Origin of the sequence: Geobacillus sp. Y412MC52 (assembly GCF_000174795.2) — a bacterium.
In the GTDB taxonomy this organism is placed as follows: Bacteria; Bacillota; Bacilli; order Bacillales; family Anoxybacillaceae; genus Geobacillus; species Geobacillus thermoleovorans.
Genome location: NC_014915.1, coordinates 1,627,292 through 1,641,093, shown reverse-complemented (window position 1 = coordinate 1,641,093; position 13,802 = coordinate 1,627,292). Strand labels below are relative to the sequence as shown.

11 protein-coding genes and 1 pseudogene are annotated in these 13,802 nt (G+C 53.0%); 4 read left to right on the top strand and 8 right to left on the bottom strand.

The annotated features are described in order from the left end of the window. Positions 1–10: 10 nt before the first annotated feature. The 4 genes from GYMC52_RS08100 to GYMC52_RS08085 form a co-directional block, all read right to left on the bottom strand. Complete coding sequence (locus GYMC52_RS08100) at positions 11–1,456, bottom strand: SpoIIE family protein phosphatase (protein WP_013523707.1); 1,446 nt, start codon at positions 1,454–1,456, stop codon at positions 11–13. Between the two features lie 228 nt (positions 1,457–1,684). Beyond that, on the bottom strand, positions 1,685–2,788 hold the full coding sequence (locus tag GYMC52_RS08095; protein WP_015731702.1) for a GerAB/ArcD/ProY family transporter: 1,104 nt from the start codon (positions 2,786–2,788) through the stop codon (positions 1,685–1,687). A 49-nt stretch (positions 2,789–2,837) separates the two neighbouring features. Continuing rightward, on the bottom strand, positions 2,838–4,043 hold the full coding sequence (locus GYMC52_RS08090) for a Ger(x)C family spore germination protein (protein ID WP_013523705.1): 1,206 nt from the start codon (positions 4,041–4,043) through the stop codon (positions 2,838–2,840). After that, positions 4,040–5,665: a spore germination protein gene (locus GYMC52_RS08085; RefSeq protein ID WP_013523704.1), complete on the bottom strand. Its 1,626-nt coding sequence runs from the start codon at positions 5,663–5,665 to the stop codon at positions 4,040–4,042. Before GYMC52_RS08085 ends, GYMC52_RS08090 begins: the two co-directional genes overlap by 4 nt. Positions 5,666–5,794: 129 nt before the next feature. Between GYMC52_RS08085 and GYMC52_RS19600 the strand changes: the two genes are divergently transcribed. Then, the gene (locus GYMC52_RS19600) at positions 5,795–6,022 is read left to right on the top strand and encodes a hypothetical protein (protein WP_041469450.1); all 228 of its coding nucleotides are present in this window, start codon (positions 5,795–5,797) and stop codon (positions 6,020–6,022) included. A 38-nt stretch (positions 6,023–6,060) separates the two neighbouring features. Here GYMC52_RS19600 and GYMC52_RS08075 read toward each other — a convergent pair whose 3' ends face one another. The 4 genes and pseudogenes from GYMC52_RS08075 to GYMC52_RS08060 form a co-directional block, all read right to left on the bottom strand. Next, positions 6,061–7,761 (bottom strand): ABC transporter permease, encoded by a 1,701-nt coding sequence (locus GYMC52_RS08075; protein WP_013523703.1) that lies wholly within the window; start codon positions 7,759–7,761, stop codon positions 6,061–6,063. Then, positions 7,736–8,635, bottom strand: coding sequence for an ABC transporter ATP-binding protein (locus GYMC52_RS08070; protein ID WP_013523702.1), 900 nt, complete (start codon positions 8,633–8,635; stop codon positions 7,736–7,738). Before GYMC52_RS08070 ends, GYMC52_RS08075 begins: the two co-directional genes overlap by 26 nt. Next, positions 8,632–9,009 carry a GntR family transcriptional regulator gene (locus GYMC52_RS08065; RefSeq protein ID WP_013523701.1) on the bottom strand — a complete coding sequence of 126 codons (378 nt, stop codon included), beginning with the start codon at positions 9,007–9,009 and terminating at the stop codon, positions 8,632–8,634. The genes GYMC52_RS08070 and GYMC52_RS08065 overlap by 4 nt, the downstream gene beginning before the upstream one ends. 120 nt (positions 9,010–9,129) lie before the next feature. Next, positions 9,130–9,851: pseudogene (locus GYMC52_RS08060) on the bottom strand (DUF421 domain-containing protein). Positions 9,852–10,015: 164 nt separating this feature from the next. Between GYMC52_RS08060 and GYMC52_RS08055 the strand changes: the two are divergent. The 3 genes from GYMC52_RS08055 to GYMC52_RS08045 are packed head-to-tail and all read left to right on the top strand — an operon-like array spanning position 10,016 to position 13,787. Beyond that, the gene (locus GYMC52_RS08055) at positions 10,016–11,107 is read left to right on the top strand and encodes a GerAB/ArcD/ProY family transporter (protein ID WP_013523699.1); all 1,092 of its coding nucleotides are present in this window, start codon (positions 10,016–10,018) and stop codon (positions 11,105–11,107) included. Then, positions 11,107–12,642, top strand: a complete 1,536-nt coding sequence (locus tag GYMC52_RS08050) for a spore germination protein (protein ID WP_013523698.1) — start codon at positions 11,107–11,109, stop codon at positions 12,640–12,642. The genes GYMC52_RS08055 and GYMC52_RS08050 overlap by 1 nt, the downstream gene beginning before the upstream one ends. Next, positions 12,639–13,787, top strand: coding sequence for a Ger(x)C family spore germination protein (locus GYMC52_RS08045; protein ID WP_013523697.1), 1,149 nt, complete (start codon positions 12,639–12,641; stop codon positions 13,785–13,787). The genes GYMC52_RS08050 and GYMC52_RS08045 overlap by 4 nt, the downstream gene beginning before the upstream one ends. The last annotated feature ends 15 nt before the right edge of the window (positions 13,788–13,802 follow it).

Here is a 13,802-nt window from a genome sequence, read left to right as displayed (position 1 = left end):
AGCGTCCCGCCTATCCATGAACCGTGATGGACAATAAGCAAATGTCGTCGGAAGGGCTGACGAGCGGCGGACCTTGGCTGATTAAACGTTCAAGGAAGCGTTTATCCGGCAAATGGCGGCACATTTGCGTGCACGAGCGAATTTTTTCAATGCTTTGCAAAATCGACGGATCGATCTCCTCTAAAATGCCGTCTGTATACAAAAGGAGACGGGCCCGCTTGTCGTAATGAATCACCCCTTTTTCAAACGGCAAGGAAAACGGGCTGCCGATCGCCAAACCGCCTTTGTCCAACTCATGGACGCTTCCATCGTCAAACACGAGCAGCCCAGCCGGATGGCCGGCGTTGGTATATTCAATTTTTCGCTCTTTCGTGTCAATCACTAAATAAATCATGGAAAACAGGTGGCGGATGTCGTTGGCCTCATCCGGAAACAACGTTTGCACATGCTTTTCCAGCTCGCTCGCCACCGAGACCGGGTCGATGACGCGCACGATCAACCCGCGCAAAAGCGAGCGGAGCAACATGCTCACCAAGGCCGACGAAATGCCGTGGCCCATCACGTCGATGACGATCACCCCGTAGCGGTACAGGTCGATTTGATAGCAAGCGTAAATATCGCCTGACAAATCATCGGATGGAATATAGACGGCATCCATCGTCACCGCCTCGTTTTGAATGAGCGGCGTCAGCAAATTTTGCTGAATTTTTTTGGCCAGCTCGACTTGGCGCCGCCGCTCAGCCTCTTTTTGCTTTTGCTTCGTCTCGTCTTCGACAAGGACGATATATCCGTCCGCCTGAAGCATGGGAATGACCGTATAGGAGACATTGGCGGACGTGCCGTCCCGGCGCTGCACCATCCCTTCGCCGCATCGCTGCTCTTTGGGAGGAAACGGAAGCCATGTTTGGCTGCCGCAACGAAAGAGCGACCATATCGGGCGGCCGATCGCCTCTTCTTTTCGGCGCCCAAACAGCCGCTCGGCACTAAGCCCCCAATCTTGCACGGTTCCGTCCGCCGCCACTGGAACAACCGCAAACGGGGCGGAATCGTAAATGACCCCGAGCAACTCAGACGTCGTTGGTCGATCAGCTGGAGGCATAGCGGTTTGTTCAACAAAATGCCAAACGAGCCATTCTCCCTCGCTGCCTGACAACCGATAGACGTTCATCCAGCTCGTATATGCTTTCCCGCTTTTCGCCACATGGCGCGCTTCTCCTTGCCAACATCCGTCCTTTTTTACCGCCTCGGCGATGCTGTCCAACAACGCGGCCGACCATTCGGCTGAAAACAGAACGCCGACCGGCCGCCCGACTAATTCGTTTTTGGCAAATCCGAGCCATCTTGGCGTCGGCTCGCTGACCGCAACAATCGAAAGTTGACGGTCGGTAATCACCATGCCGCTGCCCAACTGTTCCGCATCTAGCTGATCGATCGCCTGTACATTCGCCTTCACCATCGTTCAACCCTTTTTCGTTATAATCAAAATCAATCGCTTTCAGCTGACACCGGCTTCCCGAAACAAAAACGCACGTCGGCGCCGGGTTGTTTCCACCCCGCCTTCGGGTTGCATGTTCAGCACCACTTTTCGCCCCATTGTTCCTCACAGGAACAGGTTATTGTTGTATTCGTGTTTTTTTGCGGTTTTTCCTGCTTGCTGCCGCATAAATCTTCTAGTCCGTTTTTCTTATTTTGCCGATGATCCAAACCGCCGGCGAATCGCCGCAATCACAAGCAAGAGCACCGGAATGATGATTTGCAGCGGGATGTGCAAGTAAAAGGTGACGATCTTCAACCCCTCGTAAATGTGCTCTGCGTAGTTGCTGGCAATCGCGACGGACGAAAGCAACACAAGCATCCCAAGCGGATAAACGATTCGTTGATGTCTTGAAATGCCGAATAAATGAGCTGCCCCGACGACTCCGGCATAAAAAAAGATCGAGATTTTAAAAAACCCGCCGATAATGAGCGCGATCATAAAAAAAACATCAAGCCGCTCGAAAAAATGGGCGACTTGAATGCGGCGGATCGTATCAAGCAGCGGAAACGACGAGCGAGACGCAACATCCGGGCCGAGAACAGCCATATTGATCGCGGCAATGACCGCCAAGTTCAACCCGGTCAACACCATGCCAGCGATGGCGGCCCGGTTCACTTTCGCGGGGTTGTTCGTATACGGAAACAACATCGTAAACACAATCATCTCACCAAACGGAACGTACAACGTTTCCGTAAACACGGTTTTCCACACCCGCCCCCATCCTTCTTCCAAAACAGGCTCCAACTGAGAAAGATCCATCACCCCAGAAACGAACACAAGCACAAATCCAGCCAACGCCATCACATACAGCACTGTCAAAAACAGCTCGCCGGTGCGCGCCAACACTTCCAATCCTTTATAGGCGCCGTACATGACAACCAACGCCATAATGGCGTTTAACACAAACAACGGCGTTTCCGGGTAGGCAAACGTCAACAACAACTCGCCGAAGTCGCGCAACACGCGAGCGTCAATGTAAAGAAAATACGTCACATATACGATTCCTAACAATTTGCCAAGAGGCGCCCCAACAATGCGCTGCATATAGACGATCAATGGCTGATCAGGATAATAGCGAAACAAACGCCCATAAACAGAGAATACAAGCAGCCCGAGCGCCAGTCCAAGCAAAATGGCGATCCACACGTCCTGTTTGGCGCTCACGCCGAGCGGAATGACGATGGCGCTGCCATGTTCGAACAGGACAATTAAAACGAACAGCTGGCGTGCATTGATTTTGATCGGTTCCAACCAAACCTCACCGCCTTTGCTTCCTTCCACTTCGTTCATGTCCAACTCACTATTTCTCCATGTACGGTTTGTTCCGCAAGCCGATGCGGCGGATATAAATGTCCGCGGTCACCGTGACGTCAAGCTCCGGAAAGTACCGGTCATGCCACTCGTTTTGGATTTTCTTCCACAAACGCGGGGCGGCGCGGTGAACGGCGTCGCCGAATCCAAAAACATCGGTCCGCGCGCGCTGGGCTGTTTCAATCGCCTGTTTCACTTCTTTTTTTATGTCACGTTCAATTTCTTTTTCCAATTGAAACAACACATTGGCATCATCCAAATGAATCGGCACGAGCGCCTCGCTTATGTCCCCTTCCGCCTTGATGTGAACGGAAACGGTTGGTCGGCCGCGTTTGACCGTCGCTTCAACGTCCGTTTTCGCTCGCACCGTTCGGTAGCCGATCGCTTCTTGTTTTTCATTCCAAGGAATCGTCACATTTGTTTGCTTGATGCGATCGAGCACCCAGACGACGCCGCGCGCCGTTGGTCCGTTCACCCACTTGACGAGGCGTCCGTTTTTAAACAGCGCCAAGCCGTCCAAACTGACGCGGGCGTCCGGAACAGACGATTGAACGTTTGTTTGCCGTTTGCCGCGCGCCGGATTTCCTTCAATCCTTACACCGGTGATGACCGGATTGCGTCCGGGAGAAGCGAGATCGCGGATCACTTGCCAAACGTCGACATTCATCGTCTGGCCCCACGCCATTTCCGAAAACTCGAGCGTTTTGATAATTTGATTGGCGGAAATTTTATCGACTGGCGTCAACACCGTTAATATCTCTTTAGCCGAATGACCATGGGCGATAACAAGGTGAGCTGTCGTCCGAAATTGGCTGTTGCGTTCCAGAGCATCAAATACTCCGTCAAGCCCTTCTCGCGCCACTTCTTCGCCGATCACCATCAAGTTTGTATGCGCGTAATAGAGAAGGCGTGACATCTTTTCCGACGCTTTTCGACTCGCCTCAACCAACGTGTCTCCTGTCGATGTGTAAATCGACACTGGTACACCGGCCGCTCCACCTCCACGCTGCGTCGCGCCGGCGACGTTGCCGGGGTTGACGACTTGAAACGAAGCCAAATACTTGCCGTCTTTCGTTTTATCCAGACCGACGGCAATAATAAACGCTAAATCGGTCAATTCTTTTTTGCTCCAACACCCAGCCAGCATCCCGGTGCAGACGACAAGAAGAACAAAGATGGCGATCCCCCGCTTCATGATCCATCCCCTTTCTCTTGGCGCGACGGCGCCGGCGGTTCCGGTTTTTGATCGCCCGACTGGCGGACGATGTTTTTCTGATTGATGAGACGAGGCCGCTCACGGAACATCCATGTAGGCAGACGAAACAGCGTATCGCCCATGTTAGTCGGAATGAACGGGGCAAGCGGCGACATGTACGGCACGCCGAACGAACGCAAGCTGCACAAATGAATCATCATCACCAAAATCCCCATCATAATGCCATAAAAACCGAACATGGCGGCCAAAAACATCAACCCAAAGCGGATGAGCCGCGCGGAGATGGCAATGGCAAACGACGGCGTCGCAAAGCTCGCGATGGCAGTAATCGACACGACAATGACCATTGCCGACGACACAAATCCTGCCTCCACCGCCGCCTGGCCGATGACCAAAGCACCGACGATCGACACGGCTTGACCGACGGCGCGCGGCAGGCGGACGCCGGCTTCGCGCAAAATTTCAAACGTCACTTCCATGACGAGCGCTTCGACGAATCCCGGAAACGGCACCGCCTCGCGCTGGGCGGCGATGGCAATGACGAGCTGGGTCGGGATCATTTCTTGATGAAACGTCGTCGACGCAATATAAATGGCTGGAGCGACAAGAGAAATAAAGAAAATCAACACGCGCAAAAAGCGAAGAGCGGTGGCGATGTCAAAGCGAGCATAATAATCTTCCACCGCTTGAAAAAATTGAATGAACACCGCTGGCGCCAATAAAACAAACGGCGTCCCTTCGACGAACACAGCCACCCGCCCCTCAAGCAAATTGGCGGCGACAATATCCGGCCGTTCTGTATGATAAGTTGTCGGGAAAGTCGTGAACGTCTGGTCTTCGATCAACTGCTCGATATAACCAGACTCAAGCACACCATCAATGTCAATGCGGCGCAGGCGCTCCCTAACTTCCTTCACAATTCCGTCATTGACAATTCCCTTAATGTACATGATCGCAACGTCCGTCTGCGTCACCGTTCCGATTTGCATCGTCTCGAGCCAAAGATTGGGATTTCTAATGCGACGGCGGATCATCGCTGTGTTCGTGCGCAACGACTCTGTAAATCCCTCGCGCGGACCGCGGACGGCGATTTGCGTCTGCGGCTCCTCTACTGCACGATATTGGCCGCCTTTGGTGCTTGCACTTACGGCAAACGACACCCCGTCGATGAGTATGACCGTTGCTCCAGAAAACAGCTCAAAAAAGAGCTTCCCCCAGTCAGAAATATGTTTCACACCGCCGACCGCGGCGAGCTTTTTCTCGATCCATTGAAACCGCTCTTTTTCCTCAAGCGCCAGCGGAAACGACGCTTGAAGCAGCGGCGTCAGCACAAACTCGTACACGTTTTTCTCATCAACAAGTCCGTCGACAAAAATGATAGCTGCCTTTATTTGCCATTCCTGACCCAACGCAAAACGGCGGATGACGATATCGTTGCTCTCTCCAGTCTTTTGGCGAATGATGTCAATATTGACGGCCAGTTCAGCAGAAAGCGGCTCTTGCGGGACATCCGACGCCTCGCCGCTATGGTCCGGCCCTTCCTGCTGCACGCTGTCGTCCATCCGTCCTTGCTGCCGGCGCATCCCCCATTGAAACAGCATGCCCCTCTCCTCCTCACTCCACATCATTCCATCATCCATTATAGACAAGCGGCCAAAAGTGTATACGACAGCGTATCGTTTCCTTCTTATTGGCAAACACTAACCTCAAAAAGCGGCAGGTGTCTTACGTTGAAAATTATTTTTGCCTCTTTCACCTTTCTCTTGCTTCTGGTCACAACCGCCGTCGGAATGGATCTGTTGATGGGACTGGCGCTGCCCCAATCGCTTCATAACATCCTCAATCCGTTCCGCGTCATGGAGACGCCTGAGCTGTTCATCTTATTTCTGTTCCTTCTTTTGTGGATGCTCGATCTGCTCGCCGCATGGCTTTGGCGGCGGAAAAAGATGTCCTCTTAAACGAAAACGGGCAGCTCACCGTCTGCCCGTTGTGTTCGTTATTTTTGGATTTTCTCCCATAAATGACGATCTTCCAACCATTTCCGTACATAGGAGCTGTATTGGTCAATCGGAAGACTGAATTGATCCCCGTCGCTTTGCAAAAACTCGATTTCCCCGTTCCATACTCGTCCTCCCAACAAACTTTCAACCGGCTTCTGCCATAAGTCTTGTTTCAACCCCTTAAGAAACGAGTCGATCTCCTTCGGATCGGCCAGCACGACCACCGGACGCCCAGTTTCGACATTTCGGATCGTCACTTGGCGGATCGGAGAATAGCTCGGGCGAAGCAACAAATAATATTGCTGCTTATATTCTTTTGAGCCCATGATGCGCTGAAAATACGGCATGTACGGTTCAATCGGCACTACGTAGCGGCGGAGGAGGCGCGTGCCGTCTTTGAGCACATAGCCGATCACAACCGGCTGGACGTTGGCAAAACGAGACGGCAGCGGCTGATCGCGCACGATCTGCTCGTGAAACGCCCTTACAGCCTTGATGTTGTCCTTCGTGCGCAAAAACTGATCGAATGCTTCAAACTCGCTCCCCACCCTGTCAGGATATTGCCAGTTCATCACCGACTGGCCGAAATACACTTTCTCAATGTCGGCAAGCTCAGGAACACGGCTTACATATCCGATTGGGTCAAGGCGCACGGCCAAAAATAAAACCGACATCGCAACGGCAAAGGCGGCATACCCTTTCCACTTATGAAAGACGCGCCATGTTTTCATCACGACCATTTGCGCAACGGCATACCCGATGAGCGAAAACGCAACATACCCAAAGATGATCCATCCCCACTGCCGTTGGACTTGTCCAAAGTAGAACCCCCCGGTCAAGCACATGCAAAACGCCACTCCATACACAAACAGCGGGCGAAGCACTGAAAAAGCGAGCGCCTGCCCGGCCGCTTCCGTCGGCCGCCGCTCGTACAGCCAGATGGACAAACTGAAAAATAGAAGCGACAACAGCAACAACATCCCGATTTCTCCCGCACTCATCGCTTGATCCGTCAGCATCGCATAACGAATCGGCAACGCCCAATTCATCAGCTTTTCCGATAAATAGTACCCATCGGGAAATCCGTACAACCATAACGGCAAGTTGCTAAACAGCAACACCATGATGCCTGTTGGAAAAAAGAGGGCAATGTTGGTCAAGACGACATGAATGACCGATTGGCCGACGAGCACCCCTACCATAATGCCGAGGGCAAAAATAACCGTCTCCACTACAATCGTCTCACCGAACCAGCGCCCTACATCCGCCGCCCCAATCGGCCACCGAAGATCGAGCCCATACAGGCATCCAATGGCGGCCAACGCGGTCACGGCAAGCGGCACAATCAAAAGCATCCAGCCAAATAGCACTTGCCCGACAAGCAGTTCGGTGCGGCGAATGGGCAAGCTATGGATGAAATCAGCCGACCGTTTCTCGTGCATGTAGCGAAGCACACCGGCCGCCGCCAAGATCGGGACAAGCCAAGCAATCAGCGTCTCGAACCCGTTGGATATATAGTACACGTTCTTCCATTGCGGCACATTTCCGACTTTTGGATCATATTGCGAGTACGAAAGCCCAATCGGCAATACGATCGCCGCCAGCCATAACAACAGATGAATGATGGCAATCCAGCCGATTTGGCGAACATTTTGCGTCCACATGGCGCGGTTAGCCGACAACTGTTTCGCGGACATCGACAACATCCCCCATTTCGTACATAAAAATTTCTTCCAACGACAGCGGCAAGATGTCGAGAATGAGCGGAGCAAACGAACTCACCGTCTCTTCGATGGATCGTTTCTCGCCGCGGACGACAAGAAGAACGATGCTGCCGCGCTCCTCGCGATGCACGATGTCAAGGCGTTCGGCCAACTCGCTCGGAAATCTGCCGCGAAACGCGACTTGAATTTTATGCATCCCGGCGCGCAGCTCGTTTAAATCACGCTCCATCCGTACGGTCCCTTGCGCCATCAATCCGACGATGTCGCATAAATCTTCGAGCTCGCGCAAATTGTGCGACGAAATGACGACCGTCATCTCCCGTTCGGCCACTTCTTCTATGAGCAGCTGCTTCACATGACGGCGGACGAATGCATCGAGCCCATCAAGCGGCTCATCCATAATGAGCACATCCGGCTGGACGGAAAAGGCGAGCCAAAACGCCGCTTGGCGCTGCATGCCTTTGGAAAACTGCTGAATCTTTTTGTTCGGATCAAGCGCAAAGACGGACTGCAATTCCATAAACCGCCCGCGGCTGAACGACGGGTACAGTTGCTCGTAAAAATCCGCCATTTGCCGAATCGTCGCGTGCGGAAAAAAGTAGACAAAGTCCGGCAAAAACAAAAGGCGTTGCTTGATGCGGACATTTTCCCACACATCCTCCCCGTCCACTGCAATCGTTCCGCGATCTTGGCGGAGAATGCCGGCCATCATCTTTAGCAGCGTCGTTTTTCCGGCGCCGTTCGGGCCGAGCAGCCCGTAAATCGCTCCTTTTGGCACCATCATGTTCGCGCCCTTGACGGCGGCAAACCGATCAAACGTTTTCGTCACGTCCACAAGTTGAATCACGATTCTCCCCCTCTTTCTTCCCCTTCTCGAATCCATTGCCATAACTGCTCATTTGTCACCCCTAAAAACCGCGCTTCCTTGACAAGGCGGACAAACTGCTCACGGACCGCGGCGATCGCCTCGATGTTTGGTTCTTTTGAACGCGGGGCGACGAAACTGCCTTTCCCTGGAATCGAATAAATCCAGCCGTCGCGCTCCAGTTCGCGGTACGCTTTTTGAATCGTATTTGGGTTGATCATCAGCTGTTTCGCCATCGTCCTGACCGATGGCAGCTGATCGTGCGGCTGCCATAGTTCGCGAACGATCATTTCTTTCATTTTGTCAATCAGCTGCTCGTAAATCGGCTGGCGGCTTCGCAAATCGAGCTCAAACATCTCCCCTCCTCCTCTCATTGTCACAACCGTACTATAACCAATAGTACACATAAAACAGAAGAAAGGCAAGAGTTTTTTCCAAAATAAAGAAAGAATCCATTCCCGGATTCTTTCTGCATCTCATTCCGGCGCCGTTTGCCGCCGCGTTGGCCGTTGCCGCTCGGCGGGCTGATATGTCTGAACAAACAGCCATCTCCTTCGAGCCATTCGGCGATCAACACGTCTTTTGGCGAGGCAATTCCTTGTTTTTGCAGTTTGGCGGCCAGCCATTGCTCCGTTTTCCCAAGCTCCGCTAATTCGTCTGCCAACAGCTGGCCATCGCGGATCAGCGTCACCGGGACATACACCGGGTGGGGCGGCAGCTGGAAATCTTCACGCGTCGTTTTTTGATAATGGGCTTTTTTGAGGACGCTGATTTCCCCGTCCGCCTCCAAAAAACAAAACGCCACTTCGCGGATCGAAAAGGTTTCATGTTTGCGGAGCAAGCTTTGCAGCTGATTGAGCGTCAAGCGGCTTTTTTTCAAGGCCTCGTAATCAATGACCCCGTTCCGAATGAGAGCCGTCGGCTTCCCCTCGCTCCATAAACGGAAGGAAAGCCATTTTTGGCTCGCATATTCCACCGTCATCAGCATCGCTCCCCAAAGGGTGATGGAGTAGATGATATACCAAAGATGGATATGGTCGTCATACAGGGCATTGCCGAGCAGCTCGCCAAGGACAATGGCCGAGATAAACGTAAACGGGCTTAGTTGGCTGATGAGCTTTTTGCCGGCGATTTTCACGACAGCGAACAACAGAATAAAGCCGGTAACCAATTCGATCGTCAAATGAAGCCATTTCATGCTGCTCCCCCCTTGCATGCCGTTGATGTTCGCCCTTTCTTCCCTGTATTGTGCCCCCTGCCGCCTGAGAAGTTTCGCTGTTGGGTTGCCGTTTGCGCGGATAAATTCCCCTAGACTGGAAACACTATCGTTCTAGAGATTGCATGGAAAGAAAGGGATTCATGATGAACGGACAGCCGCTTAGCGCTCTGCAACTGTTATTTATGGTCATGCTGTCGGTCGGGCTGATGAATCATGTCATCATCATCCCCTTTATGCTTGAGGCCGCCCACCGCGATGCGTGGATCGCCGCCTTGGGAGCGTTGGCAGGTTTGCTCGTTTGGCTGCCGCTTCTTTATTTCATCGCCAAGCAGCTGAACGGGGAGCGGCTGTTTGACTGGCTGAAAAGCCGGTTTTCGAGCGCGGCTGCTTATGCGGTGGCCGGTGTCAGCAGCGCTTTTTTGCTTCTTCATAGTTTTGTCACGTTAAACGATACGGTCACGTTCACCACCACCTCTTATTTGACGGCGACGCCGAGATGGGCGCTGATTCTTGTCATCGTGGCCGTTTGTTTTTATAACTCGTACCAAGGCATCGACTCGATTGCCAACACTTCCATGATCATTTGCCCGTTCGTCATCGTGTTTGGTTTTTTCGTTATGCTCTCGACCACGCCTCATAAAGATTATTCACTGCTCAGACCAGCGCTTGAACATGGTGTTGGACCTGTGCTCAACGGCATGATGTACGCCGGAGCGGGATATGCGGAGGTGATCGTTCTTTTGTTTCTCTCCCATCGCCTGCCCCGCCCATTTTCATGGAAAACGCTCGCCGCCATCGCTGTTTTCACAGCCGGGCTGAGCATCGGGCCGACGATTGGCGCCATCACCGAATTTGGCCCCGAGCAGGCGACGCGCCTTCGCTATCCGGCGTTTGAGCAATGGCGGATGGTCAGTTTAGGGACGTACATTGAGCATGTCGATTTTATGTCGGTCTATCAATGGCTGTCCGGCGCTTTCATCCGCATCTCCTTATCGACAGCGCTGATTGTGGAATTGTTTCCGATCCGCCATCCGCAAACCCGCCGTTGGGTGCTCATTGTCCTTTACTTGGCGATCACATTGGCGGCGCTGGCGCCGGTCAGCGATGAACAGTTTTTGCATGTTGTCAAACATGGGGTGCTGCCGGCATCGCTGCTGTTTAGTCTTGCGCTGTCCGTTGTGTTAAGTGGTTTCGCTTTGTTGGCATACCGAAAAAAGAAAAGAGGGATGACATGATGAAACGACCGATGCGCGCCGCCGAAGGCAAGCGGCTGAAAGACGATTACACAGGGCTCGAGACCGTCATCATCTCTGAAGAGGCATTGCGCACGATGTACGCCAAATGCCCTGACGTCATCATGACGGAAACAGCGATTCCATCCTCTTTGCCTGACGGCTCGGCCGCTGTGGTGCATTTGCTGTTTATTTATTGCGAGGAACTGTGCGATACGCAAATGCTGCAAAAAGCCATCTATCCGATGTTCCGCGAGCTGTGCGAACACCATCCATGCTTTTCAGCCGCCGACATCGAGGCTCGCAGACCAGCGGCGCTTGAGTATATGGGGAAAGAAGTGCGGATCGATGATCTCAACTTCAGGTTGTTTAGCGGTGATTTGCTCATTTATTTTCACGAAGCCGATGTCTTGTACACGATGCCGCTCGCCAGCCCGCCAAACCGCGATCCAGAAGAGCCGAACACGGAAGTATCGATCCGCGGACCCAAAGATGGATTTATCGAAGAAATCAGCAAAAACGTGGCGCTCATCCGCAAGCGGCTGCGCTCGCACCGGCTCGTCTATGAACCGTTTGTCATCGGCACGCGCAGTCAAACAAAAGTGGGGCTCCTCTATGTCGATGATATTGCCAACACGGCCATCATCGATGAGGTGAGAAGCCGTCTGCTCAGTTTGTACATCGACTCGGTGACAAGCACCAACCAAATTGAAGAGTGGTTGTCCGACACCCGGTTTTCTTTGTTCCCGATGTTCGGTTATACCGGGCGGCCCGATTTCGCCGTCAATTCGCTCCTCAACGGCCGTTTTATCATCTTGGTCGACGGGGCGCCGACCGCCTTGATCGGCCCGGGCAATTTAACCTTTTTGCTGAACACGTCGGAAGACGACAACACGTTTTTCTTGTTTGTCGTATTTCAACGCCTGCTCCGGCTTGTCGGCACTTCGGTCGCCATTTATTTGCCGGGCGCCTGGGTCGCCTTGACTTCGTTCCATCCGGACCAGCTTCCGTTCACCTTGCTGGCGACGCTCATTTTGTCGCGCCAAGGAGTGCCGCTTCCGGTGCCGCTGGAGATGTTTGTGATGATGATTTTGTTTGAGGTGTTTAAGGAAGCCGGGATGCGGCTGCCAATCGCCATCGGGCAGACGCTGTCCGTCGTCGGCGGCTTAATCATCGGCCAGGCGGCGATCAACGCCGGGCTCGCCGCCCCGGCCACACTCGTCATTGCCGCCATTTCCGTCATCTCGACATTCACGCTCGTCAATCAAAACATGGCCGGCAGTGTCACCTTGCTGCGCTTTATTGTCCTGACGGCCTCCACCGTTCTTGGCCTGTTTGGCTTCATTCTGTCGCTGTTTTTCATCTTGACTTATGCGGTCAACTTGCGCACCTGCGGCGTTCCGTATCTCACGCCGCTGGCGCCGCCCTCAAAAGATATCGGGAAAGTATTTATCCCGAGCACATGGAAACAGTTCCGCACGCGCGACCGCATTGTGCGTCCCAACGATCTCATTGCGAAAGAGAGGGAACAAAAATGAGGAAGCGGCTCTTTCCCATCATCGCTTCCGTCATATTGCTCAGCGGCTGTTGGGATACGCGCAACATTGATCATATTGTGTATATTCATGCCATTGGGGTGGATTATAAAGATGGCCAAGTGATCGCCTACGTCCAGCTGGTTGGTTTCACCGCCCTCGCCAAAGTCGAGGCCGGAGGCGGCAAAGAGAAAGCGGCCGTTTCCATCGGCAAAGCCGCTGGCGAAACGTTTAATATCGCGACCGACAAAATCTACCCTTCCATTCAACAAAGGGTGTCATGGGGCCATGTAAAAAGCATTGTCTTTACCAAACGGGCCTTGCAAAAAGGCATCGTGGCCGATGTGATCGACGTGCTGAACCGTTACAACGAAATTCGCCATACAGCATGGGTGTACGCCACCGATGAGCCGCTTTCCGAGCTGTTTGAAGCGACGCCGCTGTTAAACGCTTCCTCCTATTATTCGCTGTTGTCCAACCCGGAAGAAATCTTTCAACAAAGTTCGTTTATCCGCCCCATCCGGCTCAACCGGCTGATTGCCGATACAGATGAAAAAGCCTCTACGGCAAGGCTTCCTTATTTAACGATCGACAGACGGCGCTGGATCGAAAATAAAAAGCCGAAGTCGATGCTTGCTGTTTCCGGCGTGTGTTTTGTCCACCATTACAGCCTGCAGCAATGTGTCCGCCGCTCCGACCTAGAGGGGCTGCGCTGGCTCGAATACGACATTCGCCGCACACCGATTTATGTCAAACAAAAAGGGAAAACGGTCGCCTCGCTTGTCGTCCGCGAACCGAAAACGAAATGGTCGGTCAAAGTGAAGGATGGAGAGCCCGCTTTTGATGTCCAAGTGCAGGCGCAAGGCGCCATCATCGAACTGCGCAAACCGCTCTCGCGAAAACAACTGACCAAACTGGCGGAACAAACGGTGAAGCAAGAGATCCGCCGCCTGTATGAACTTGGCAAAGAGCAGCAGATCGATATATTGAATCTGTCGGAGCAGCTGTATCGCCAGCGCCCGGATATTTGGAAACAACATCAGTCCAATGGCCTCATCCCGCTCGGCAACAACACGCTGTCCGTGAGCGTCAAGCTTGCGATCGGGGCATCTGGAAAAGAAAAGTTGAATTACCGGGCCGGTGATTGAAAATATAATGAGATC

Coding starts and splice junctions, on each gene's coding strand:
- GYMC52_RS08050 (WP_013523698.1), top strand. CDS start 11,107: ATGAAACGACCGATGCGCGCCGCCGAAGGCAAGCGGCTGAAAGACGAT.
- GYMC52_RS08090 (WP_013523705.1), bottom strand. CDS start 4,043: ATGAAGCGGGGGATCGCCATCTTTGTTCTTCTTGTCGTCTGCACCGGG.
- GYMC52_RS08045 (WP_013523697.1), top strand. CDS start 12,639: ATGAGGAAGCGGCTCTTTCCCATCATCGCTTCCGTCATATTGCTCAGC.
- GYMC52_RS08055 (WP_013523699.1), top strand. CDS start 10,016: ATGAACGGACAGCCGCTTAGCGCTCTGCAACTGTTATTTATGGTCATG.
- GYMC52_RS08100 (WP_013523707.1), bottom strand. CDS start 1,456: ATGGTGAAGGCGAATGTACAGGCGATCGATCAGCTAGATGCGGAACAG.
- GYMC52_RS08065 (WP_013523701.1), bottom strand. CDS start 9,009: ATGTTTGAGCTCGATTTGCGAAGCCGCCAGCCGATTTACGAGCAGCTG.
- GYMC52_RS08075 (WP_013523703.1), bottom strand. CDS start 7,761: ATGTCCGCGAAACAGTTGTCGGCTAACCGCGCCATGTGGACGCAAAAT.
- GYMC52_RS08085 (WP_013523704.1), bottom strand. CDS start 5,665: ATGCTGTTTCAATGGGGGATGCGCCGGCAGCAAGGACGGATGGACGAC.